This is a genomic window from Pseudonocardia bannensis (assembly GCF_012911875.1).
Lineage (GTDB): Bacteria > Actinomycetota > Actinomycetes > Mycobacteriales > Pseudonocardiaceae > Pseudonocardia > Pseudonocardia bannensis.
In genome coordinates this window covers 11,942-35,483 of sequence record NZ_JAAXKZ010000043.1, presented here as the reverse complement: position 1 = coordinate 35,483, position 23,542 = coordinate 11,942, and the positions used below count along the sequence as shown (strand labels likewise).

Annotated in this window: 22 protein-coding genes; 5 read left to right on the top strand and 17 right to left on the bottom strand. The window is 72.7% G+C overall.

Annotation, left to right across the window (positions count from 1 at the left end; genetic code table 11):
* The 7 genes from HF519_RS13750 to HF519_RS13720 form a co-directional block, all read right to left on the bottom strand.
* Complete coding sequence (locus HF519_RS13750) at window positions 1-537, bottom strand: arginine repressor (protein ID WP_169413321.1); 537 nt, start codon at window positions 535-537, stop codon at window positions 1-3.
* Window positions 534-1,454 (bottom strand): ornithine carbamoyltransferase, encoded by a 921-nt coding sequence (gene argF, locus HF519_RS13745; protein ID WP_169413320.1) that lies wholly within the window; start codon window positions 1,452-1,454, stop codon window positions 534-536. The genes HF519_RS13750 and argF overlap by 4 nt, the downstream gene beginning before the upstream one ends.
* Window positions 1,447-2,592, bottom strand: a complete 1,146-nt coding sequence (locus tag HF519_RS13740) for an acetylornithine transaminase (RefSeq protein WP_246243501.1) — start codon at window positions 2,590-2,592, stop codon at window positions 1,447-1,449. The genes argF and HF519_RS13740 overlap by 8 nt, the downstream gene beginning before the upstream one ends.
* A gap of 92 nt (window positions 2,593-2,684) precedes the next feature.
* Window positions 2,685-3,572, bottom strand: coding sequence for an acetylglutamate kinase (argB, locus tag HF519_RS13735; protein ID WP_169413329.1), 888 nt, complete (start codon window positions 3,570-3,572; stop codon window positions 2,685-2,687).
* A 7-nt stretch (window positions 3,573-3,579) separates the two neighbouring features.
* The gene (gene argJ / locus HF519_RS13730; protein ID WP_169413318.1) at window positions 3,580-4,740 is read right to left on the bottom strand and encodes a bifunctional glutamate N-acetyltransferase/amino-acid acetyltransferase ArgJ; all 1,161 of its coding nucleotides are present in this window, start codon (window positions 4,738-4,740) and stop codon (window positions 3,580-3,582) included.
* The gene (gene argC / locus HF519_RS13725) at window positions 4,737-5,762 is read right to left on the bottom strand and encodes an N-acetyl-gamma-glutamyl-phosphate reductase (RefSeq protein ID WP_312860095.1); all 1,026 of its coding nucleotides are present in this window, start codon (window positions 5,760-5,762) and stop codon (window positions 4,737-4,739) included. Before argC ends, argJ begins: the two co-directional genes overlap by 4 nt.
* A gap of 111 nt (window positions 5,763-5,873) precedes the next feature.
* On the bottom strand, window positions 5,874-6,386 hold the full coding sequence (locus tag HF519_RS13720; protein ID WP_246243479.1) for an NUDIX domain-containing protein: 513 nt from the start codon (window positions 6,384-6,386) through the stop codon (window positions 5,874-5,876).
* Between the two features lie 2 nt (window positions 6,387-6,388).
* Between HF519_RS13720 and HF519_RS13715 the strand changes: the two genes are divergently transcribed.
* The gene (locus tag HF519_RS13715) at window positions 6,389-7,435 is read left to right on the top strand and encodes an LLM class flavin-dependent oxidoreductase (RefSeq protein ID WP_169413316.1); all 1,047 of its coding nucleotides are present in this window, start codon (window positions 6,389-6,391) and stop codon (window positions 7,433-7,435) included.
* 17 nt (window positions 7,436-7,452) lie between these two features.
* Here HF519_RS13715 and HF519_RS13710 read toward each other — a convergent pair whose 3' ends face one another.
* The 3 genes from HF519_RS13710 to HF519_RS13700 all read right to left on the bottom strand — a co-directional run bounded on the left by HF519_RS13710 (window position 7,453) and on the right by HF519_RS13700 (window position 9,853).
* Window positions 7,453-8,490 (bottom strand): helix-turn-helix transcriptional regulator, encoded by a 1,038-nt coding sequence (locus HF519_RS13710; RefSeq protein WP_169413315.1) that lies wholly within the window; start codon window positions 8,488-8,490, stop codon window positions 7,453-7,455.
* Between the two features lie 12 nt (window positions 8,491-8,502).
* Window positions 8,503-9,531 (bottom strand): GAF domain-containing protein, encoded by a 1,029-nt coding sequence (locus HF519_RS13705; RefSeq protein ID WP_169413314.1) that lies wholly within the window; start codon window positions 9,529-9,531, stop codon window positions 8,503-8,505.
* 184 nt (window positions 9,532-9,715) lie between these two features.
* Window positions 9,716-9,853, bottom strand: a complete 138-nt coding sequence (locus HF519_RS13700) for a hypothetical protein (protein ID WP_169413313.1) — start codon at window positions 9,851-9,853, stop codon at window positions 9,716-9,718.
* A gap of 656 nt (window positions 9,854-10,509) precedes the next feature.
* On the opposite strand from HF519_RS13700, the gene HF519_RS13695 reads away from it, so the two are divergent.
* Window positions 10,510-11,088, top strand: coding sequence for a hypothetical protein (locus HF519_RS13695; protein WP_169413312.1), 579 nt, complete (start codon window positions 10,510-10,512; stop codon window positions 11,086-11,088).
* A 54-nt stretch (window positions 11,089-11,142) separates the two neighbouring features.
* Here HF519_RS13695 and pheT read toward each other — a convergent pair whose 3' ends face one another.
* The 6 genes from pheT to infC form a co-directional block, all read right to left on the bottom strand.
* Complete coding sequence (gene pheT, locus HF519_RS13690) at window positions 11,143-13,665, bottom strand: phenylalanine--tRNA ligase subunit beta (RefSeq protein ID WP_169413311.1); 2,523 nt, start codon at window positions 13,663-13,665, stop codon at window positions 11,143-11,145.
* 34 nt (window positions 13,666-13,699) lie between these two features.
* Window positions 13,700-14,770, bottom strand: a complete 1,071-nt coding sequence (gene pheS, locus HF519_RS13685; protein ID WP_169413310.1) for a phenylalanine--tRNA ligase subunit alpha — start codon at window positions 14,768-14,770, stop codon at window positions 13,700-13,702.
* Between the two features lie 515 nt (window positions 14,771-15,285).
* Window positions 15,286-16,104 (bottom strand): TrmH family RNA methyltransferase, encoded by an 819-nt coding sequence (locus HF519_RS13680; RefSeq protein WP_169413309.1) that lies wholly within the window; start codon window positions 16,102-16,104, stop codon window positions 15,286-15,288.
* 14 nt (window positions 16,105-16,118) lie between these two features.
* The gene (gene rplT, locus HF519_RS13675; RefSeq protein WP_169413308.1) at window positions 16,119-16,508 is read right to left on the bottom strand and encodes a 50S ribosomal protein L20; all 390 of its coding nucleotides are present in this window, start codon (window positions 16,506-16,508) and stop codon (window positions 16,119-16,121) included.
* Between the two features lie 83 nt (window positions 16,509-16,591).
* Window positions 16,592-16,786, bottom strand: a complete 195-nt coding sequence (gene rpmI, locus HF519_RS13670; protein ID WP_169413307.1) for a 50S ribosomal protein L35 — start codon at window positions 16,784-16,786, stop codon at window positions 16,592-16,594.
* Between the two features lie 71 nt (window positions 16,787-16,857).
* Window positions 16,858-17,445, bottom strand: coding sequence for a translation initiation factor IF-3 (infC, locus tag HF519_RS13665; RefSeq protein ID WP_312860094.1), 588 nt, complete (start codon window positions 17,443-17,445; stop codon window positions 16,858-16,860).
* A 306-nt stretch (window positions 17,446-17,751) separates the two neighbouring features.
* On the opposite strand from infC, the gene HF519_RS13660 reads away from it, so the two are divergent.
* Both HF519_RS13660 and HF519_RS32855 read left to right on the top strand, forming a co-directional pair.
* On the top strand, window positions 17,752-18,399 hold the full coding sequence (locus tag HF519_RS13660) for a class I SAM-dependent methyltransferase (protein WP_169413305.1): 648 nt from the start codon (window positions 17,752-17,754) through the stop codon (window positions 18,397-18,399).
* 230 nt (window positions 18,400-18,629) lie between these two features.
* The gene (locus HF519_RS32855; RefSeq protein ID WP_169413304.1) at window positions 18,630-19,289 is read left to right on the top strand and encodes a peroxiredoxin; all 660 of its coding nucleotides are present in this window, start codon (window positions 18,630-18,632) and stop codon (window positions 19,287-19,289) included.
* Between the two features lie 144 nt (window positions 19,290-19,433).
* Here HF519_RS32855 and uvrA read toward each other — a convergent pair whose 3' ends face one another.
* Window positions 19,434-22,355 carry an excinuclease ABC subunit UvrA gene (gene uvrA / locus HF519_RS13650; protein ID WP_169413303.1) on the bottom strand — a complete coding sequence of 974 codons (2,922 nt, stop codon included), beginning with the start codon at window positions 22,353-22,355 and terminating at the stop codon, window positions 19,434-19,436.
* 369 nt (window positions 22,356-22,724) lie between these two features.
* Between uvrA and HF519_RS13645 the strand changes: the two genes are divergently transcribed.
* Complete coding sequence (locus HF519_RS13645; RefSeq protein ID WP_169413302.1) at window positions 22,725-23,399, top strand: MBL fold metallo-hydrolase; 675 nt, start codon at window positions 22,725-22,727, stop codon at window positions 23,397-23,399.
* The last annotated feature ends 143 nt before the right edge of the window (window positions 23,400-23,542 follow it).

Genomic DNA, 23,542 nt, shown 5'->3' with positions numbered 1-23,542 from the left:
TCAGTTCTCCTTCGTCGGTAGCGCTTGTAGTCGCTCTGCGAGCTCGGCGCCGGTGAGGGGCTCGCGGGCGACCACGAGGATCGTGTCGTCGCCGGCGATGGTGCCGACGACATCGTGCAATGCGGCCCGGTCCAGCGCGCTGGCCAGGTAGTGCGCGGCCCCGGGTGGGGTCCGGAGCACGGCAAGGTTCCCACTCGCGTCCGCCGACACGAGCAGCTCCCCCATCAGCCGGGCCAGGCGGGTGGTGCCGCCCTCGGGCGGGTGGGTCAGGCCGAAGCCCGGATTGCCGTCCTCCGGGATCACGTAAACCGGTGCTCCCCCGTCGGCACCGCGCAGCTTCACCGCACCGAGTTCGTCGAGATCACGAGACAGCGTCGCCTGGGTGGTGTCGATGCCCTCCGCGCCGAGCAGGGTGAGCAGTTCACTCTGGCTCCGCACGGCGCGTTGCGTGATCAGCTTGACGATACGGGCCTGGCGCGCCACCCGGCTCGCGGCGCCGGGCCGGGCCGCCCCGCCGTCGGGCCGGGCGGCTGTCATCGCCGGAGCAGCCAGGTCAGCAGCGCCTTCTGGGCGTGCAACCGGTTCTCCGCCTCGTCCCACACCGCGCTGGCCGGGCCGTCGATGACCTCGTCGGTGATCTCGTCGCCGCGGTGTGCGGGCAGGCAGTGCAGCACGATCGCGCCCTCGGCGGCCCGGGCCAGCAGGCCGGCGTTGAGCTGCAGCGGGCGGAACGGTGCGGAGCGGTCCAGGCCGTCGCTCTCCTGGCCCATCGACACCCAGGTGTCGGTGACCAGCACGTCGGCGCCGTCCACCGCGGCGTCCGGGTCGGCGATCAGCTCGACGCCGCTACCGGTCTCCGCCGCACGGGTCTTGGCGTCCCGCAGCACGTCGGGGTGCGGGGTGAAGCCCTCGGGCGCGGCGATGCGCACGTCCATGCCCGCGGTCGCGCCGCCCAGCAGCAGCGAGTGCGCCATGTTGTTGGCACCGTCGCCGAGGTAGGTCAGCGTGAGCCCGGCGAGCCGGCCGAAGCGCTCCCGGACCGTCTGCAGGTCCGCGAGCACCTGGCAGGGGTGGAACTCGTCGGTCAAGGCGTTGACCACCGGCACCCGGGAGACACTGGCCATCGCCTCGATGCGGGCCTGCCCGGAGGTCCGCCAGACCACCGCGTCGACGTAGCGTGAGAGCACCCGGGAGGTGTCCTCGATCGTCTCGCCGCGGCCGAGCTGGCTGGCCCCCGCGTCGATGATCAGCGGGTTGCCGCCGAGTTCGGCGATCCCGACCTCGAACGAGATCCGGGTCCGGGTCGAGGACTTGTCGAAGATCACCGCGACGGACTTCGGCCCGGCCAGCGGCCGGTGCGCGAAGCGGTCGGCCTTCATGGCGTCGGCGAGGTCGAGGATCTCGCGCTGCTCGTCGGGGGTCAGGTCGTCGTCGCGGAGCAGGTGCCTAGGCACTGGTCTCACCCGCCTTGTCGAGGATGCCCGGCAGGTCGGCCAGGAACTCCGCGGCCTGGGCCTCGGTGAGCACCAGCGGCGGAGCCAGCCGGACCCGGTCCGGAACGGCGTTGTTGATCAGGTAGCCCGCGTCACGGGCGGCGTTCGCCACGGCGGCCGAGACGGGTGCGCGGAGCCCGACGCCGATCAACAGCCCCGCGCCGCTGATCTCGCGGACCAGCGGATGGCCGAGTGCGGCGATGCCGGTCGCGATCTCCTTGCCCACCAGGTTCACCTGCTCGAGCAGGCCGTCGGCGAGCGTGCGCAGCACCGCGAGCGCGGCCGCGCAGCTGATCGGGTTCCCGCCGAACGTGGTCCCGTGGTGGCCGGGTTCGAGGAGCCCGCCGGCCGCCCCGATACCGATGCAGGCACCGATCGGCAGCCCACCGCCCAACCCCTTGGCGAGCGTCACCACGTCCGGGACGACCCCGGTGCTCTGGTGGGCGCACCATGCGCCGGTGCGGCCGATACCGGTCTGCACCTCGTCGAGCACCAGCAGCGCCCCGCGCTGTTCGGTGATCTCGCGGGCGGCCCGGAGGTAACCCTGCGGTGGCACGATGACGCCGGCCTCACCCATGATCGGCTCCAGGAACACCGCCGCGGTGTCGCCGTCGACGGCCGCGTCGAGGGCCGCGACGTCGCCGTAGGGCACGTGCGAGACGCCCGGCGGCATCGGCTCGAACGGGGACCGCTTGGCCTGCTGGCCGGTCAGGGCGAGCGCGCCCATGGTGCGGCCGTGGAAGGCGTTCTCGGCCGCGACGATGTTGGGGCGCCCGGTCCGCCGCGCGATCTTGAAAGCGGCCTCGTTGGCCTCGGCACCGGAGTTGCAGAACACCACCCGCGCCTGCGGAACGCCGAGCAGCTCGAGGAGCTTCTCGGCCAGCGCCACCGGCGGCTCGCTGATGTAGAGGTTCGAGACGTGGCCCAGCGTGGAGATCTGCGCCGTCACCGCCTCGACGACCGCGGGGTGCGCGTGGCCGAGGGCGTTGACGGCGATGCCGCCGAGCAGGTCGAGGTACCGGCGGCCGTCGGCGTCCCACACCTCGGCACCGTCGCCGCGCACGAGGGCCAGCGGCGGGGTGCCGTAGTTGTTCATCATCACGGCCTGCCACCGCGCCGTCAGGTTCTCGCCCGGCGCCGATGATTCGCTCGTGAACTCGCTCCGCGCCGATGATTCGCTCGTGAACTCGCTCATGGGATCACCATCGTTCCGACTCCCTCGCTGGTGAAGACCTCGAGCAGTACCGAGTGCGGTACCCGCCCGTCGATCACGTGCGCCCGCCCGACCCCGCCGCGTACCGCGCGCAGGCAGGCCTCCATCTTCGGCGCCATGCCGCTCTCCAGGTCGGGGAGCATGGGCTCGAGCTGGTCGGCGGTCAGCTCGCTGATCACCGACTCGGGGTCCGGGTAGTTCGCGTACAGGCCCTCGACGTCGGTGAGCACCACGAGCTTCGCCGCACCGAGGGCGCCCGCGAGCGCGGCCGCCGCGCTGTCGGCGTTGATGTTGTAGACGGTGCCGTCGACGTCCGGGGCGACGCCGGCGACGACCGGGATGCGTCCGGCCCGGACGATGTCGAGCACGGCATCGGGGTTGACCTGCACGACGTCGCCGACCAGGCCGATGTCCACCGTCTCGCCGTCGACCAGCGCGGTGCGCTTCTCCGCGGTGAACAGCCCCGCGTCCTCGCCCGAGAGCCCGACCGCGTACGGCCCGTGCTGGTTGATCAGCCCGACCAGCTCCCGGCCGACCTGGCCGACCAGCACCATGCGCACCACGTCGATGGTCTCCGGGGTGGTCACCCGCAGGCCGCCGCGGAACTCCCCCGGCAACCCGAGCCGGTCGAGCATGGCGGTGATCTGCGGCCCGCCGCCGTGCACGACGACCGGGTGGATGCCGGCCAGGCGCAGGAACACCATGTCCTGCGCGAAGGCCTGCTTGAGCTCGTCGTCGACCATGGCGTTGCCGCCGTACTTGACCACGACGATCTGGTCGTGGAAGCGCTGCAGCCAGGGCAGCGCCTCGGCCAGCACGCCCGCCTTCTCACCCGCGCGCTTGAGCCGCAGCGCGGACCCCGTCAGTTCGGGCTCAGGAGGGGTAGGCACTGTTCTCCTCCACGTAGGCGTGCGACAGGTCGGTGGTGAGGATCTCCGCGGCACCGTCGCCGAGGCCGAGCCCGATCTCGATGACGATCTCCTTGCCGGACAGGTCCGCGTCCGTGCGGCCGCCGGCGGCCACCCCGCCCCGGCACAGCAGCACGCCGTTGATCGTGACGTCGAGCGTGTCGGGGTCGACGGCGGCGTCGGAGTAGCCGACCGCGGCCGCGATCCGGCCCCAGTTCGCGTCCGAGCCGAACATCGCGGTCTTGACCAGGCTGTCCCGAGCCACCGTGCGGGCGACGGTCACCGCGTCGTCCTCGGTGGCCGCGCCCGTCACCTGGACGGCGATCCGCTTGGTGACGCCCTCCGCATCGGCCTGCATCTGCTGCGCCAGGTCCTTGCAGACAGCGGTGAGCGCGGCGGTGAGGGCCGCCGGGTCGGGGGTGACACCGGAGGCGCCGGAGGCGAGCGCCACCACCGTGTCGTTGGTGGACATCGAGCCATCCACGTCGAGCCGGTCGAAGCTGACCCGGACCGCGGCGCGCAGCGCCTGCTCGAGTACGGGCGCGTCGACCACCGCGTCGGTGGTGAGCACCGAGAGCATCGTGGCCATCGACGGGGCGATCATGCCGGCACCCTTGGTGAGGCCGCCGACGCTCCAGCCCGCCTCGTCGGTGTGCGCGGCCTGCTTGGCCATGGTGTCCGTGGTCATGATCGCGGTGGCCGCCGCGAGCCCGGCGTCCGGCGTGGCGGCGAGTTCGCCCGCGGCGGTCTCGACGCCGGCGAGCACGGTGTCACGCGGCAACTGCGCGCCGATCAGCCCGGTCGAGCAGACCGCGACCTCGATCGCGCCGCAGCCGAGCATCTCGGCCGCCTTCTCCGCGGTGGCGTGCGCGGTCTGGAAGCCCTCCGGACCGGTGCACGCGTTGGCGCCGCCGGAGTTGAGCACGACCGCCCGCAGCCGTCCGGTGGTGAGCACCTGCTGCGACCACAGCACCGGCGCGGCCTTGACCTTGTTGCGGGTGAAGACCCCGGCCGCGACCTGCTCCGGGCCGTCGTTGACGACCAGCGCGAGATCGGGGTTGCCGTTGGCCTTGATCCCCGCGGCGATGCCCGCCGCCCGGAAGCCCTTGGGCGTCACGACACTCACGGGGCCACCCCCGTGACGGGCAGGCCCGTGGTCTCCGGCAGCCCGAGGGCCAGGTTCATGCACTGCACAGCGCCTCCGGCGGTGCCCTTGGTGAGGTTGTCGATGGCGGCGACGGCGATCAGCCGGCGCGCGTCGGGGTCGACCGTGACCTGCAGGTGCACGGTGTTGGAGCCGAGGGTGGCCGCGGTGGTGGGCCAGGTGCCCTCGGGCAGCAGGTGGACGAACGGCTCGTCGGCGTAGGCCTTCGCGTAGGCCTCCCGGGCCGCGGCGCCGTCGCCGATCAACGGCGCCGAGCAGGACGCCAGGATGCCGCGCGGCAACGGGGCGAGAACCGGGGTGAAGCTCACGGTGACGGGCGTACCGGCGGCCACCGACAGGTTCTGCGCGATCTCCGGGGTGTGCCGGTGCCCGCCACCGACGCCGTAGGCGCTCAGCGAACCCATCACCTCGGCCCCGAGCAGGTGCGGCTTGAGCGACTTGCCCGCGCCGGAGGTCCCGGTGACCGCGGTGATCACGACGTTCGGTTCGGCGAGGCCGGCGGCCAGCGCCGGGAACAGGGCGAGGCTGATCGCGGTCGGGTAGCAGCCGGGGACCGCGACCCGCTTCGTCCCGCGCAACGCCTCGCGCGCGCCGGGCAGCTCGGGCAGCCCGTAGGGCCAGCTCCCGGCGTGCTCGCCGCCGTACCAGCGGGTCCAGGCGTCGGCGTCGGTCAGCCTGTGGTCGGCCCCGCAGTCGATGACGACGGTGCCGGGGCCGAGTTCGGCGGCCAGTTCGGCGGACCTGCCGTGCGGCAGCGCGAGGAAGACGACGTCGTGCCCGGCGAGGGTCTCGGCCGTGGTGTCGGCGAGGACGCGGTCGGCGAGGGGCAGCAGGTGCGGCTGGTGCTGACCCAGCGGCGTGCCTGCGCTCCCCCCGGCCGTCAACGCACCGATCTCCACCTCGGGATGCGCGAGGAGCAGCCGCAGCAGCTCCCCTCCGGCATACCCGCTCGCTCCCGCCACCGCGATCCGCACCACGTGGATGATTATGCAGAGCTACGCAAGATGATGCAAACCGATTCCGTCACAGCGGTTCGCCGTCCCCGTCGTTCAGCATCCCACCCGGAGCATCAGGACCGGCGCGGACGGGGGTGGTCAGGCACCCGTGGTCGGTGGGCGGCCGCACTCGTGCCGGTCCAGCAGGTCGAGCAGGCCCTCGGGGTAGACCGCGCGGTGCCGTCGCGGAACGCCGCGCGCGGCTGCCAGCTGACCGGACCGCCCTCGTCGAGCACGACCCCGACGACGTCGCGCTCGTAGAGCGACCGGTCCGTCAGGTCGGCGGTGCGGGCCAGGACGATCTCGTGCCCCGGGACAGCCGGCGTAGGTGACGATGTTCTCGAGCACCCCCACCGGCTCGATCCCGTCGAGCTCGACGGCGAGCTCCTCGCGCATCTCACGGCGCAGCGCATCCGCGACGGGCTCCCCGAACTCGACGCCGCCGCCGAGCGGCCGGTAGAACGCCTGGCCCTCGATCGGGTCGTGGCCCTCGGAGACGAGCAGATCCGCACCCCGCCCCACGATGGCGAGCGCGAGCGTGCGGATGCGGGGCGTGGTCGTGGCCTCAGACCGTAGCCGGGAATGATCGAGCAGCCCCGCGGCTTGGATCAAGCGTGGAGATCGGTGTGTACACGTTCGCGGACGTCGATCCGGAACCCGGCGGCATCGGCCCGGCCCAGCGGGTGCGCGAGGTCGTCGAGGAGATCGCGCTGGCCGACGAGGTCGGGTTGGACGTGTTCGGCGTCGGGGAGCACCACCGCGCCGACTACGCCGCGTCGGCGCCGGCGATGATCCTGGCCGCGGCGGCCGAGCGGACGAGCCGCATCCGGCTGACCAGCGCCGTCAGTGTGCTGAGCTCGGACGATCCGGTGCGCGTGTTCCAGCAGTTCGCCACCCTGGACCTGCTCTCCGGGGGACGCGCGGAGATCATGGCCGGGCGCGGGTCGTTCATCGAGTCGTTCCCGCTGTTCGGTCACGACCTGTCCGACTACGACGAGCTGTTCGCCGAGAAGCTCGACCTGCTGCTCGCGCTCCGCTCCCACGAGCGCGTGACGTGGTCGGGCCGGCACTGCCCCGCGCTGACCGACCAGCCCGTGCACCCACGCCCCATCCAGGACCCGCTGCCGGTGTGGGTGGCCGTCGGGGGCAACCCGCAGTCGGTGGTCCGCGCCGGCGCACTCGGACTTCCGCTGGCCGTGGCCATCATCGGCGGGCAACCCGAGCGGTTCGCTCCGCTCGTCGAGCTGTACCGCGAGGCCGCGCGCCGGTCCGGGCACACCGACCTGCCGGTCAGCCTCAACACCCACGGCTTCGTCGCCGAGACCCGCGAGGCCGCGATCGCGCAGTACCACCCCGGTCACGCCGAGGTGATGAACCGGATCGGTCGCGAGCGCGGCTGGCCACCGAGCACCCGGGCCGACTTCGTGGCGCAGACCGGGCTGCGCGGCGCAATGGCGGTGGGCAGCCCGGAGGAGGTGGCCGAGAAGATCCTGTTCCAGCACGAGATCTTCGGCCACCAGCGCTCGCTCACCCAGCTCGCGCTCGGCACCGTCGCGCACCGCGACGTCATGCGGGCGATCGAGCTGCTGGGGACCGAGGTCGCTCCGATCGTGCGGGCGGAGGTCGCCCGCCGGGAGACCGCGCCCGCAGCGACGGGCTGAACCGCCCCGGGGGGCTCTCAGGCTGCCGTCCCCCGGCGCTTCATCAGCGCCCGCGGAATGTAGACCCCGAGCCGCGCTGCCCGGCTGATGAGCAGCGCCCGGTCGGTGACGCCCAGCCTGGCGGCGATGTGCGGGATCCGTCCGGTCACGGTGCCCTCGGCCAGTTGCAGCCAGGCGGCGATGCGCCAGTCGGGCCGGCCCTCGATGAGCAGTCCGAGGATGGTGAGGTCGAACGGGGTCAGGCCGTGCAGGTCTGCGGGCGGGGAGAGCAGGACGACGGCCCACAGGTGGTGCGGGGGCTGGGGCGGGCACCTCAACGCCGTGACCTGCAGCAGGCGGTTGCCTTCGTCCGGCGTCAGGAACCGGGCGCGGTCGGCCCCGTCGTCGAGGTGCCGGGCGGCAGTGAGAACCACGGCCGAACGGGCCCGCAGCAGCGGGTGGCCGGGCATGTCGCCGAGCGGCGACACCTGCCCGGAGCGGGTGACCACCACTCCGGCCACCGCGCCGCGAACGGTCCGGGCCAAGGTGGTGACCTCGCGCATCGGGTCGACCGCATGGGCGATCGCGGGCGCCAGTCGTCCGGCGAGCTCACGCGCCCCGTCGGTGGCGTACGCCGCGGTGTCGGTGTGCAGGACCAGCAACCCCCGATAGGTGCCGCGTGGTGAATAGAGGCCGACTCCCATGGCCTCGCGGAACCCGGCGGGCGCGAGATGCTCGACCCAGACGAGGAACTCCTCCGGAGGGATCGGGCAGTCCTGCAGCCGCATCGGTGGACACGGCCGACCGAGACCGGCTCGTTCCACGTCCTCGAGCAGCGCCCGGCCGGTGAGGTAGCGCTGTGTCGCCACGTCGTAGCCGTTCATGACGAGGGTGCGGTGTTCCGCTTGCTCGGGATCGAGCAACGCCAGGAAGCCGGCCTGGAACGGCATCACCCGGTGCAGCGGCTCCAGCAGGGCCTCGGCCCGTTGCTGGATGCCGGCCGGCGCCGCGGCGATCCCTGCGACCTCGGCTGCGATCGCGGCGGCCGTCGGCCCGAACCCGCCTGCTCCGACCATCTCGGCCTCCTGTCATGCCGGGTCGCCGAGACCGGGCGGGATGTCGAGGCCCCGGGTGAACGCGCGGATCAGGGCGACCCCGCGGTGCGGAGTACCGAGCCTCGACGCCGCGTGGTCGATGTAACCGGTGAGCTCCCGCTCGGAGACATCGAGCGCGGCGGCGACACGCCCGTCGGGCCATTCGGCCAGGAGCATCCCCAGCAGTTCCAGTTGGGTGACGGTCAGCCCGCGCCGCTCCCCGACATCGGACACGACGATCGCCGCACACAGGAAGTGCGGCGGCTCGTCGGCGCAGCCCAGCACCGTGATCCGCCGTAGGGCCAGCACCGAACGGTTGAGGTACGGGCACAGGAACGACGCGTACTGCGACCCGCCCTCGGCCAGCCCGGCGACCACGGGGAGCAGCGTCGAGCCCGGGCTCAGCAACGGGTGATCGGGCAGACCTGTCAACGGCAGGACACTGCCGGCGCGGGTGAGCACGCCGCCGCCCGGGGCGCCGCGCACCGCCCGGGCGGCCACCGTCACTGTGCGGGCCGGGTCCAGCGCGGCCGCGATCGTCGACGCCAGCAGCCCGATCAGGTCGCGCGCCTCGTCGGTGGGATGGGCGATCGTGTCCGTGTTCAGCCCGAGCACCCCCACATGGCGGTCGTCGGCGGTGAACAGCCCCACGCCCAGAGCCTCCCGGAACCCTGCGGGCCACAGGTAGTCCGCCCGGGACCGCACCTCGTGGGCGGGAACCGGCAGGGCCCGGATGCGGCGCGCCGGACATGTCGGATCCAGACCCGCGAGCTCCACCTCGGCGACGGCGTCCGGCCCTCCCAGGCGCCGATGGATCCGCTCGTCGTACCCGTCGATGACCAACGGGACGAACGTCCTCGAGTCCGGGTCCAGCAGCGCGAGCCAGCTGGCTTCGAACGGCACCAGCCGGCGCAGAGGCTCCGGCAACGCCTTCGCCCGATGCGCCACCGAGCAGGCCGACGCCGTCGCGATCTGCTGCACCTCGAGGGCTACGCCGAGCGCGTCCTCCGCGAGCTGCGGCATCCGGCCCACCTCGATCCCGCTCGGGCCTCCAGCCGGCCACGCCGACGACGCGCACTGCACGGATGGAGCTTCCTCATGCGCTGCCCGCTCGCCGTCACGGCAGCCTTCACCGCCGGCCAGGCCACCGCATCACCCCGGCAGGGCGAGTCGACCGGCCCCGGTGGGCGGCACCGGTCGCGCGACGTCAGCGGAGTCCGGCCGACAACTCCCGCAGGTCACCGCGCGGGTCGTCGACGGTCTCCGCCGTGGTGCCGAAGCTCCGCACCGTCCGCGCGTCCCCGTACGCCGGCCGCCCCGGGTCGCCGGTCGTCGCGAACGCCACCCACGCCCGGTGCATCGCGTCGGCGAGCGCCTGGGGCGGGGCGGCGCCGACCAGGGCCCGGGCGCCCGGGACGTCCGGGGTGTCGAAGACGAACGGCAGCTCGAGAGCGTGGCACTCCCGAGCCGGCCGCCGTAGGCCGGCGAGTCCCGGTGGAACTCGTAGACGTGCGCGCCGCGATGCGCCTCGGCGAGCCGGACGGCCGGAAGTCGATAGCAGAAATCGGTCATCACGTCGGCCAGCAGCACGCCGGGGGTGGCGTCCGGGCGGGCCGCGCAGTAGCGGTCGAGCGTGCCGGGCGGCAGCCGGTAGCCCGCCGCGACGGCGGCGAGGGCACCGTCGGTGATCGCGTCGGCGACCCCGGTCGGGACCAGGAACAAGCGTTTGCGGCGATCTCACCCCACTTCGCCGGATCCGGGGCGGCCTGGAACTGCGCGGCCGGCGCCCGCTGGGCGCGCACCAGCTCAGCCGGTGGGATCGCGGCCGGCGACTCCCGGGCGGCCGGGGCCCCGAGCTGCTCGGCGAGGTACCCGGTGACCCGCGAGGCGGTGGCGGAGGTCAGCACGTGGTGTGCGGCGCCGCTCTGCAGGATTGCCCGGCCGGGCCGCACTACCCGCAAACGGCCGCGCGAGCGATGTCCCCCCGCTACCGTCCGGGCGATGGGACGGGGAACGGCGAGCACGCTGTACGGGATGGCGGTCCTGGCCGCCCTGGTCACGCCGGGCTGCACCCACACCGTCGACGGCGTTCCCGCGGCAGCCGCCGGGCCGCCGTCCGCGACCACCCGTGGAGTCGCACCGGCCGGGCCGCGCACCGGGCTGGACGCCGACGTGGTCTCCGACGAGTGCCTGCTCGACGCAACCCAGTTCGCCGCCCTGCTCGGCGAGCCTGTGCTCGAGCCGGAGAACCTGACCGTCCACCGCGGCGACGGTTCCAGCGGCACGAGTTGCTGGGCGCACGCCGCGGAGGGCTTTCCCACGCCGATCGGCGCGATCAACGTCTACACCGTCCGGACCGGCACCCCTGCGGACTTCGTCCGGGCCGCGCCCGCGGGTCGGCGCCGTGACCTGCCCGGCGCGGGCGAGGCGGCGGCGCTGGTCGACACCGGGAGCGGGCCGACGCTGCAGCTCGCGAGCCCCCGGTACCTGGTGACGATCATCGTGCTGCGGGACCGCGGCCCGGCCGACGAGGTGTGGCGCGCCGCGGCCCGGCAGGCGCTGGCCCGCCTCGACCGCTGACGCCGGTCGTACGCGGAACAGTCGCCGGAACAGCGCCGCCCGCTCACCGGCAGGTCAGCCGCGCAGGACGGCTCCGTGGCGCTCGGCGGCCACCGCGACCGCCGCGTCGCGAGCCGCGTTGGCCTCCTCGTTGGTCAGCGTCCGGTCGTCGGCACGGAACCGCAGCGAGAACGCCAGCGACTTGCGTCCCTCGCCGACCTGCTCACCCGTGTAGACGTCGAACAACCGGACCTCTTCGAGCAGCTCGCCACCGCCGTCGGTCAGTGCGTCGGCCACCTCGGCGGCCGGCACGTCCCCGGCCGTCACCAGCGCGACGTCGACCGAGATCGGCGGGTACGGCGACACCCGCGGAACCGGCCGGCGCTCGTCCAGCGGCAGGGCGTCGAGATCGATCTCCATGGCGGAGGTCCGCGGCGGCAGCCCGAGCGCCTCGATCACCTTGGGGTGCAGCTCACCGGCGTGCCCGACGACCCAGTCACCGACCCGCAGCGCGGCCACCCGCCCCGGGTGGAACGGCGCCAGCTCGGCCCGGGTCACCCGCAGCTCGACCCCGGCCGCCTGGCCGACCAGCCGGGCGGCCTCGATGGCGTCGGCCCAGCTCGCGGGGCGGCCCGGCCCCCACCAGCCGCGCGGCTCCCGGTCGCCGGCCAGTACCACGCCGACGTGCACCGGCTGGGCCGGCAGCGCGGCGTTGATCTGCGCGATCTCGGCGTCGGACGGCCGCTCGGTCACCCCGGGATCGGGCATCGGCACCGACTCCGCGTGCGGCAGCACGACCTGGCCGATCTGGTACAGGGCGAGGTCCTCCAGCCCGCGGGCCCGGTTGCGCACCAGGGTGTCGAGCAGCCCGGGCAGCAGCGTCGTCGTCAGCCGCGGCCGCTCGGCGTCGATCGGGTTGAGCACCTGCACGGTGCGGCGACGCACGTCGTCGGCGTCGAGGCCGAACGCGTCCCACACCGCGTCGCCGACGAACGGGAACGGCTCCACCTCGACGTGCCCGGCCTCGGCCAACGCCCGCGACACGGCGCGCCGGCGGCGCTGGGCCGGGGTGAGACCCCGGCCGGCCGGGGCGGCCGGCAGTGTCGACGGGATGGTCTCGTAGCCCTCCAGCCTCAGCACCTCCTCGACCAGGTCGGCCGGGGCGGTCAGATCGGGCCGCCAGGACGGCGGCGACGCCACCACCAGGCCGTGCCCGTCGGGGCCGGTGTCCAGCTCGACCGCGCAGCCGATCTGCGCGAGCCGGCGCACGGTCGCGCCGCGCTCGTAGCTGACACCGGCGGTGCGGTCGGGCAGCTCCAGCGGCATCCGGACCGGGGCGAGCCTCGGCGCGGCGCCGACATCGGTGCGGCCGGGGACGATCGTGCCCCCGCCGTGCTCGACGAGCAGCCGGGCGGCGCGCTCGGCCGCGATCGGCGGCAGCTGCGGGTCGACCGACCGCTCGAACCGCTTCGACGCCTCACTGGGCAGCTTGTGCCGGCGCGCGGCGCGCGCGATCACGGCCGGGTCGAAGTGCGCGGCCTCGATGAGGACGTCGACGGTGGCGCCAGGCCCGTGCACGGCGGGGATCTCGGTCGACGCCCCGCCCATCACACCTGCCAGTGCGATCGGCCCGGAGTCGTCGGTGATCAGCAGGTCGTCCGGGTCGAGGGCGCGCTCCACGTCGTCGAGCGTGGTGAGCTTCTCCCCCTCCTTCGCCCGCCGCACCACGATGTCCCCGGACAGCCGGGTCGCGTCGAACGCGTGCAGCGGCTGCCCGAGCTCGAGCATCACGTAGTTGGTGACGTCGACGGTCAGCGAGATCGGCCGCATCCCGGCTGCCAGCAACCGGCGGGCCATCCACCACGGCGTCGGCGCCGACGGATCGACCCCCGACACCCGGCGCGCGACGTAGCGCGGGGCACCGACCTCGTCCTCGATGCGTACCGGCCAGGACGACGCGTCCTCCCGCGGCACCTCGACCCGGGTGGCCGGGTCGGTGAAGTCCACGTCGAGCGACGCGGCGAGCTCACGGGCCAGGCCGCGCACCGCGAAGCAGTACCCGCGGTCGGGTGTGACAGCCAGCTCGATGACCGCGTCGTCGAGCCCCAGCAGCGGGATCGCGTCGTCACCGGGCTGCGCCGTGCCGGGCGGCAGCACCAGGATTCCGGTGTGGTCGGCGCCGATGCCCAGCTCCCGGGCTGAGGCGATCATGCCGTCGGAGACGTGGCCGTAGGTCTTGCGCGCCGAGATCGCGAACCCGCCGGGCAGCACCGCACCGGGCTGCGCGACCACGACGAGGTCCCCGACGGCGAAGTTCTGCGCGCCGCAGACGATGCCGCGCCGCTCGGGCGTGCCGTCCAGGCCCGGGCCGAACTCGACCTGGCAGTAGCGGATCGGCTTCTTGAACTCGGTGAGCTCCTCGATCTCGGCCACCCGGCCGACCACCAGCGGGCCGGTCAGCTCGGGGCCGCGGTGGATGTCCTCGACCTCCAGGCCGACCCGGACGAACGCCTCGGCGACCTCGTCCGGGTCGCTGGGCAGCTCGGTCGGGTCAGCAACCCTCACGTGGTCGGCCAACCACGACACCGGAACGCGCACGACGTACTCCTGACTGGGAAAGAGAGGAAGGGCTTCAGACGCCGAAGGCGCGGCTGAACCGGACGTCACCCTCGACCATGTCCCGCATGTCGGGCAGACCGTTGCGGAACTGCAGGGTCCGCTCCAGGCCCATGCCGAACGCGAAGCCCGAGTAGACCTCTGGGTCGATGCCGGCGGCACGCAGCACGTTCGGGTTGACCATGCCGCAGCCACCCCACTCGACCCAGCCGGGGCCGCCCTTCTTCTCCGGGAACCACACGTCCACCTCGGCAGACGGCTCGGTGAAGGGGAAGAACGACGGGCGCAGCCGGGTGCGGGAGTCCTCGCCGAACATGGCCCGGGCGAACGCGTCGAGGGTGCCCTTGAGGTGAGCCATGGTGATGCCCTTGTCGACGGCGAGACCCTCGACCTGGTGGAACACCGGGGTGTGGGTGGCATCGAGCTCGTCGGTGCGGAACGTGCGGCCCGGGCACACCACGTAGACCGGCAGCTCACGGTCGAGCAGCGCGCGCACCTGCACCGGGGAGGTGTGGGTGCGCAGCACCATGCCCGAGTCCTGGCCCTTCTCCGGGTCGCCCAGGTAGAAGGTGTCCTGCATGGTGCGGGCCGGGTGGTCCTTGCCGAAGTTCAGCGCGTCGAAGTTCAGCCAGGACGCCTCGACCTCCGGGCCCTCGGCCACCTCGTAGCCCATCGCCACGAAGACGTCGGCGATCTGCTCGGAGATCTGCGTGAGGGGGTGCCGGGCGCCGCGGGGGCGGCGGTCCCAGGGCAGCGTGACGTCGACGGCCTCCTCGGCGAGCACCTTCGCGTCGCGCTCGGCGGTCAGCACCTCACGGCGGGCGTCGAAGGCCTCCTGGACCCGGACCCGGGCCGCGTTGACGCGCTTGCCGGCGTCGGCCCGCTCAGGGCCGGGAAGCGAGCCGAGCTCGCGACGGGCCAGCTGCAACGGGGCCTTGTCGCCCAGGTGGGCGGGCTTGATCGCGGCGAGGGCAGCAAGGTCCTCGGCTCCGGCGAAGGCCTGTTCGGCGGCCTGCACGGCCTGCTGCAGGGCGGACTCGGCGAGCAGGGCGGGCGGCCGATCGTGGTCGGCGGGCGCGGACGACATCGAAATGGGGGGTCTTCTCCTCGACGGGCGGGACGCCCGCGATCGTAGAGCAGCGCGAACGACGACGTCGTTGCGGTTGCGCGGCGGGCCTCCGTACCAATGCTTCGGCCCTCGACCGCCGGGCCTCAGGGCGCGAGTCGTGGTGAGCCGGAACACGTTCTCCGGGTCGTAGCACCCCTGTGGCCGCCAGCAGCCGCGCGTAGTCACCACGGTAGTCGGCCTGCGCCCGGTCCGTGTCCTCGGCTGCGGCGACGTTCACGTAACCGCCCGCCATGGGGTGCGGCCGAAGCGCCTCGTAGTAGGCCCGGCCCCGGGCGTGCGCGCGGCAGTGTCCGCCGGATCGGTCCAGCCCGGCCGTCGCGTCCAGCAGCGCGGAGTCGGACCCGGCGGCGACGCCGTCGAGGTCCGCGCTCGACGCGCGTGCCCGGTCCAGATCCCGGGCGGCCGGCGCGACCTCGACGTCGGCGGCCAGCAGCTTGGCCCGCGCTACCGGGAGATACCGTCGACGGCGCTGGTCAGCCGGTTCGAGCAGGGGTGCAGCGTCGGGCGCCCGCACTCGCATACAGGCAGATCGCGGCCGCGGTGGCCAGGTTGAGGCTCTCCGCGCGCCCGTAGAGGGGTACCCGGACGCGGTGATCAGCCGCCTCGGCCACGGTGGCGGGCAGCCCGTGCGCCTCACCACCGAAGATCCACGCGGTGGGGCCGGTGAGCACCGCGGCGGCGTCCGGGGAGTGCAGGTCGAGCTCACCGTGGCCGTCGGCGGCCAGCAGGGTGAGCCCGGCGTCGCGGCAGGCCTGCAGCGCCGCGAGCGGGTCGCGCTCCCGGGCCAGCGGCAGGTGGAAGACACTGCCGGTGGAGGCGCGGACGGCCTTGCCGTTGTGCGGGTCGACGGTGTCGCCCGCGAGCAGTACCGCGTCGGCACCGGCGGCGTCGGCCGCCCGGACGACGGTGCCGGCGTTGCCCGGGTCGGCGACCCCGGCGAGCACCGCGACCAGATCCGGGGTACCGCGCAGCGCGGTGGCGAGGGGGACGTCCAGCAGCGAGCAGACGGCGACGAGACCCTGCGGGGTGACCGTGTCGGACAGCCCCTCGGCGGCCTTGTCGGTGATCTCCGAGACCGGCACGCCGGCGCTGCGCGCCGCATCGACCAGTTCCGGGTTGCGCTCCGCGGCAACCGGGGTCACGAACAGCTCGTACACCCGCCCGCCCCCGTTCAGGGCCTCGCGGACGGCCTGGGCGCCCTCGGCGAGGAAGCGCCCGGCCTTGTCACGCCCCGCGCGTCGCAGCAGCTTGCGAGCAGCTACGACGCGCGGAGTTCGCTCAGTACCAAGCACAGTGCCGGGACTGATCAGGCGGCGGTCCCGTCCTGGGACGAAGCCTGGGCGGGCACGTTGGCCCGGGCCAGCTCGACCAGCGCGGCGAACGCGGCCGGGTCGCTGATCGCGAGCTCCGACAGGTTCTTGCGGTCCACCTCGACGCCCGCGGCCTTGAGGCCCTGGACGAAGCGGTTGTAGGTCATGCCGTTCGCGCGCGCGGCGGCGTTGATCCGGGTGATCCACAGCTGCCGGAAGTCGCCCTTCTTGGCGCGACGGTCGCGGTAGGCGTAGTTCAGCGAGTGGAGCATCTGCTCCTTCGCCTTGCGGTACAGCCGCGAACGCTGCCCGCGGTAGCCGCTGGCCAGCTCCAGGGTTGTCCGGCGCTTCTTCTGGGCGTTGACCGCGCGCTTCACGCGTGCCATGGGTATGTCCTGTCTCTCGTACGACCGGTCGGCGGTCGGGGGCGCCGCCCGGTCGGGTCAGCGGGAAGGGTGAGCGCGGAGCGTCAGAGGCCGAGGAGCTTCTTGACCCGCTTGACGTCGGCCTTGGAGACCGGAACCTTGCCGGACAGCCGGCGGGTCATGGTGCTGGGCTTGACCTCGAGGCGGTGGCGCAGGCCGGCCTGCTGCCGCATGATCTTGCCACTGCCGGTCACCTTGACCCGCTTGGACATCCCGCTGTGCGACTTGTTCTTGGGCATGACTGTTCCGTTCACCAGTGACGTCCCGGGGTGGACGTCTGCGTCTTGTGTGGTGCGTTCCGTGCAGACCGTCAGGCCTGCGGCTCCTCGGCGGGCGCTTCCGCCGGGGTCTCGGCGCTCGCCCCCGCAGCAGGCTTCGGCTTGGCCGGCTTCTTCAGCGGAGCGATCACCATCGTCATGTTGCGGCCGTCCTGCTTCGGCGCGGCCTCGACGACACCCAGATCCACCACGTCCTCGGCGAGCCGCTGCAGGAGCCGGAACCCCAGCTCGGGGCGGGACTGCTCGCGACCACGAAACATGATCGTGACCTTGACCTTGTTGCCACCCTCGAGGAAGCGCACGACGTTGCGCTTCTTGGTCTCGTAGTCGTGGGTGTCGATCTTCGGCCGGAGCTTCTGCTCCTTGATCGTGGTGAGCTGCTGGTTTCGCCGGGACTCGCGGGCCTTCTGCGCGCTCTCGTACTTGAACTTGCCGTAGTCCATGAGCTTGCAGACGGGCGGGCGGGCCTGAGCAGCGACCTCGACGAGGTCCAGCTCGGCCTCCTGCGCCAGCCGCAGGGCGTCCTCGATACGCACGATGCCGACCTGCTCGCCGTTCGGGCCCACGAGTCGGACCTCGGGAACGCGGATGCGGTCGTTGATGCGCGTCTCTGTGCTGATGGGGTCTCCTTGATATCGACGTCGTTGCGGTGCGACGACAGCGAAGACCCGTCGATCATGCGACGAGCATCGTGACTCGTCGCCGGACCGGACCCGGGCACTTCGAGTGCACGGGTGGGAGCGGGGCTCCACTTGATCGCCCTGACGTAGATACCAACGCACGACAGGGTGGTCGCATTCCGAAGGGTACCAGCACCCCCCGCCGGCGCCGAACAGGGCCGGCCCGCCGAGCGCACGGGGCGTCGAGGTTCCGCCGACCGAGGACGGCTTCTCCCGGCCTCCACCGCCTGGTGTGAGATGACGGTCATGGCTCCGGCGCATGCGAACAAGGCCGCGGCCGGCTGGGAACAGCTGGCCGGGCGCACCTACGACCCGTTCCTCTGGCTCGGCGAGCGCCGGGGCATGCGCGACCGGCGGTCCTCACTACTCGCCGGGGCCCGGGGCCGGGTCCTGGAGATCGGGGCCGGCACGGGCCTGAACCTGACCCACTACCCCGACGACGTGACCGACCTGCTGCTCACCGAGCCGTCCGCGCCGATGGTGGCGGCGCTGCGCCGGCGGGTGGGCACCTCCGGCCGGCGTGGTGTCCGGGTCCTCGCTGCTCCTGCTGACGCGCTGCCGGTCCCGGACGCCTCGGTCGACACCGTCGTCTCCACGATGGTCCTCTGCACGGTGCCGGACCCGGGGGCCGCGCTCGCGGAGATCGTCCGGGTGCTGGCGCCGGGTGGCCGCCTGCTGTTCTGCGAGCACGTGCTGGCGGACGGGCCGCGGCTGCGGCGCTGGCAGCAGCGCCTCGCCGGCCCGTGGGCGGCGTTCGCCCTCGGCTGCCGGTGCGACCGGCCGGTCCTGGCCGACATCGCCGAGATGCTCCACGTGGAGCGGGTGGAGCGCGACCGCTGGCGCGGAATGCCCGTGCTCGTGGCGCCGCTGGTGATCGGCTCGGCCGTCCGTTAACGGTCCGCCGCCCGGCCCGCGTGAGGCGACAACGGATGAGACCGGGCGCGCCGCCGCGATCCGGGCGGCGGCGCCGGGCGGTATCCGCGCCGCCGTGACCGACGAATTGCTCCCCGTGTCCGGACCGGCCCGCCACCCGGTCGCAATCCGGCTCCCGGTGCGTTGTCCCCGGTCACCGCGGGTGGGAGCCTGGGTCCTCCAATTCGTCACCGGTGGACGGGAGGAACGTGGTGACGCTCAAGATCGGTGACACCGCCCCTGACTTCGAGGCCGAGACGACAGAGGGCCGCATGCGGTTCCATGACTGGATCGGCGACTCCTGGGCCGTGCTGTTCTCGCACCCGAGGGACTTCACTCCCGTCTGCACGACCGAGCTGGGGTACATGGCCAAGATCAAACCGGACTTCGACCGGAGGAACGTCAAGATCGTCGGGCTCTCTGTGGACCCGGTCGACAACCACGCCAAGTGGGCCGCCGACATCGCGGAGACGCAGGGATACGCGCCGAACTACCCGATGATCGGCGACTCCGACTTCACCGTGTCGAAGCTCTACGGGATGCTGCCGGCCGACACCACGGGCGAGGCGGTCGAGCGCACGCCGGCCGACAACCAGACGGTGCGCAACGTCTTCGTCATCGGCCCGGACAAGAAGATCAAGCTGGTCCTCGTCTACCCGATGACCACGGGCCGCAACTTCGACGAGGTGCTCCGGGTCATCGACTCGCTGCAGCTGACCGCGGAGCACAAGGTCGCGACGCCGGTGAACTGGCGCAACGGCGAGGACGTGATCATCGCCGGCTCGGTCTCCGACGAGGATGCGCGAAAGACCTACCCGCAGGGGTGGGAGTCGCCGCGCCCCTACATCCGGATCGTGCCCCAGCCGAGCTGACGCGGGCCCCGGAGCTGCCGGTGCGGGGGTCGGCGCCCACCCTCTGCCAGGAGGCACCGGCTCTGATGCCGGAGCCGTCGCACCTGCCCGGTCGGTCACGGACGCAGGCGCCGGCGTGTCGACCACGCCGGCGCCCGTCTCGGATCAGCTCGCGGCCGCCGCCTTGCGGCGCCGCGCCGGCTTGCGCAGGGCGACCGGAGGCTCCGCCTCCGGCGTCACCAGATGCTTCAGGAACTGCCCGGTGTAGCTGATCGGGTGCGCCGCGATCTGCTCGGGCGTCCCCTGGGCCACCACCGTGCCACCCCCGGAGCCGCCCTCCGGGCCCATGTCGATGATCCAGTCGGAGGTCTTGATGACATCGAGGTTGTGCTCGATGACGACCACCGAGTTGCCCTTCTCGACCAGACCGTTGATGACGAGCAGCAACTTGCGGATGTCCTCGAAGTGCAGGCCGGTGGTCGGCTCGTCGAGGATGTAGATCGTCCGGCCGTTGGAGCGCTTCTGCAGCTCGCTGGCCAGCTTCACCCGCTGCGCCTCACCGCCGGACAGCGTCGGCGCCGGCTGCCCGAGCCGCACGTACCCGAGCCCGACGTCGACCAGCGTGCGCAGATACCGGCTGATCGAGTTGATCGGGCCGAAGAACTCCGCGGCCTCCTCGATCGGCATGTCCAGCACGTCGGCGACCGTTTTGCCCTTGTAGTGCACCTCCAGGGTCTCCCGGTTGTACCGGGCCCCCTTGCACACCTCGCACGGGACGTAGACGTCGGGCAGGAAGTTCATCTCGATCTTGATCGTGCCGTCGCCGGAGCACGCCTCACAGCGGCCGCCCTTGACGTTGAACGAGAACCGGCCGGGCTGGTACCCACGCACCTTCGCCTCGGTGGTGGCGGCGAACAGCTTGCGAACGTGGTCCCACACCCCGGTGTAGGTGGCCGGGTTGGACCGCGGGGTCCGCCCGATCGGCGACTGGTCGACCCGGACGAGCTTGTCGAGGTTGTCGATCCCCGTGATGCGGGTGTGCCGGCCGGGTACCTGGCGGGCACCGTTGAGCTTGTTCGCCAGCACCGTCGCGAGGATGTCGTTGACCAGCGTCGACTTGCCCGATCCGGAGACCCCGGTGACCGACACCAGCCCGCCGAGCGGGATGTCGACGTCGATGCCGCGCAGGTTGTGCTCGCGGGCCCCGACCACGGTCAGCATCCGGTCGGGGTCGACCGGGCGGCGCTTCTCGGGCACCGGGATGGACCGGCGTCCGGACAGATAGGCCCCGGTCAGCGACGTGTCGTGGGACTCGAGGCCGGCGACCGGGCCGCTGTGGACGATGTGCCCGCCGTGCTCACCGGCCCCGGGGCCGATGTCGACCGCCCAGTCCGCGGCCCGGATCGTGTCCTCGTCGTGCTCGACGACGATCAGCGTGTTGCCCAGATCGCGCAGCCGGGTCAGCGTGTCGATGAGCCGGCGGTTGTCGCGCTGGTGCAGGCCGATCGACGGCTCGTCGAGCACGTACAGCACGCCGACCAGACCGGACCCGATCTGGGTGGCGAGCCGGATCCGCTGCGCCTCGCCCCCGGACAGCGTTCCCGCCGCCCGATCGAGCGAGAGGTAGTCGAGCCCGACGTCGAGGAGGAATCCGAGGCGGGCCTGCACCTCCTTGAGCACCCGTCCCGCGATCATGGCCTGCCGGGAGTCGAGCTCCATGCCGTCGAGGAAGGCCGAGCACTCGGCGACCGACATCGCGGACACCTCGGCGATCGACCGGTCGCCCTGGTCGCGGTGCTTGAGCGTCACGGCCAGCACCTCGGGCTTGAGCCGGGCGCCCTTGCACGCGGGGCACGGCACGTCGCGCATGTAGCCCTCGTACCGCTCCCGCTGCGACTCCGACTCGGTCTGGTCGAGCCGGCGCTCCAGGAACGGCACCACACCCTCGAAGTTCGCGTAGTACGAGCGCTCGCGGCCGTACCGGTTGCGGTAGCGCACGTGCACCTGGTCGTCGGTGCCGTGCAACACCGCCTTCTGCGCGGCGGCGGGGAGCTTGCGCCACGGGGTGTCCATCCGGAAGCCGACGGCGCCCGCCAGCCCGGCGAGCAATCGCCCGAAGTACTCGGAGGTCTGCCCGCCGGCCCACGGCGCGATCGCCCCGTCCTCGAGGCTCAGCTCCGGATCGGGGACCACCAGCTCCGGGTCGACCTCCTTCTTGATCCCGATGCCGTGGCAATCGGGACACGCACCGTAGGGCGAGTTGAACGAGAAGGTCCGCGGTTCGAGATCGTCGAGGCTCAGCGGGTGCCCGTTCGGGCACGCCATGCGCTCGGAGAACCGCCGCTCGCGGTGCGGGTCGTCATCCGGCAGGTCGACGAAGTCGAGCACCACCAGGCCGTCGGCGAGCTGTAACGCGGTCTCCACCGAGTCGGTGAGCCGCTGCTTGGCCGACTCCCGCACGGCCAGCCGGTCGACCACGACCGCGATGTCGTGCTTCTCCTGCTTCTTCAACTTCGGCGGGTCGGTGAGCGGGTGGACGGTTCCGTCGACCAGCACCCGGGAGTAGCCCTGGGACTGCAGCGTGGCGAACAGGTCGACGAACTCGCCCTTGCGGGTCCGCACGACCGGGGCGAGCACCTGGAAGCGGGTGCCCTCGTCCATGGCCAGGACCTGATCGACGATCTGCTGCGGCGTCTGCTTCTCGATCACGTGCCCGCAGGCCGGGCAGTGCGGCACACCGGCGCGCGCATAGAGCAGGCGCAGGTAGTCGTACACCTCGGTGATCGTGCCGACGGTGGAGCGCGGGTTGCGGTTCGTGGACTTCTGGTCGATCGAGACCGCCGGGGACAGGCCCTCGATGAAGTCGACGTCGGGCTTGTCCATCTGCCCGAGGAACTGACGCGCGTAGGCCGACAACGACTCGACGTAGCGCCGCTGGCCCTCGGCGAAGATCGTGTCGAAGGCCAGGCTGGACTTGCCCGAGCCGGACAGTCCGGTGAACACGACGAGGCTGTCCCGCGGCAGGTCGAGATCGACCCCGCGCAGGTTGTGCTCGCGCGCGCCACGCACGACGAGACGGTCGGCCACGGTGTGCGCCTCCTGAGGATCTGCTGACTGCTGCCGACCGGCAGGGACCCGACCTGCCGATCTGTGGGTCACGGCCATGCTAGGCGGGGGGTCCGACAAGGACATCCCGACCGACGGGCGCTCGGTGGACGACATCCGGCGCGCGCCGGACGCCCGGGTGGGGCCGTCCTGATGGTCAACGCGGTACCCGGTGCGCCCCATTCCCGAACCACCGTGCCCGCTCCCGGGACCAGGGTCGCACACATGTTCGATGCGCCCCGACCCGACCCCGGCGATGTCGCGGTCCCGAACGGGCCGCCCGAGGGCATGGCGACGTGCGAAAGGGCGAGGAAGGGCGTGGAAGAGCGCCGACACCGATAGGCTGCGCCCGTGGACGTCCTCGACGAGTACAGCGGGCACACCGACCCCGGCGGCGCCGCCATCCGCCGCGACCTGGACGCGCTGACGATCACCAAGGTGTCGGTCGGCCCGATGGACAACAATGCCTACCTGCTGGTCTGCAAGGCCAGTAACGAGGCGCTGCTCATCGACGCGGCGAACGAGCCCGACCGGCTCGCCGACCTGGTCGGCGCCGATGACACGCGTCCGGAGCTCAAGCACCTCGTCACCACGCACCGCCACTTCGACCACTGGCAGGCTCTCGGGGCGGTCGCCGGGATGTTCCAGACCCGGCAGATCGCGCACCCGCTCGACGCCCCAGAGCTGCCGATCCCGATGGACGAGCTCGTCGACCAGGGCGACACCGTGCGCTTCGGAGAGATCGAACTCGAGGTCGTCCACCTGCGCGGGCACACGCCCGGCTCGATCGCGCTGGTCTACCGCGGCGCCGACCGCCCGCACATCTTCACCGGGGACTCGCTGTTCCCCGGCGGCCCGGGCAAGACCGCGGGCCCGAAGGAGTTCAACTCCCTGATCAGCGACCTGGAGACGCGCGTCTTCGGCGAGCTGCCCGACGAGACGTGGGTGTACCCCGGCCACGGCGACGACACCACGCTCGGGAAGGAGCGGCCGTCGCTTCCGGAGTGGAAGGCACGCGGCTGGTGAGCTGAGCCCGACCCGCCCGGGGCCGTCTCCGTCAACGGAGGCGGCCCCGTCGTCTGCCCTGCGCAGTGCACGTGGCGGTCCTCCGGCCGCTCCCCTGTCCGTGCGCAGACCGGTGGCGGCGCGTCGGAGGTACTGGTGGCCGG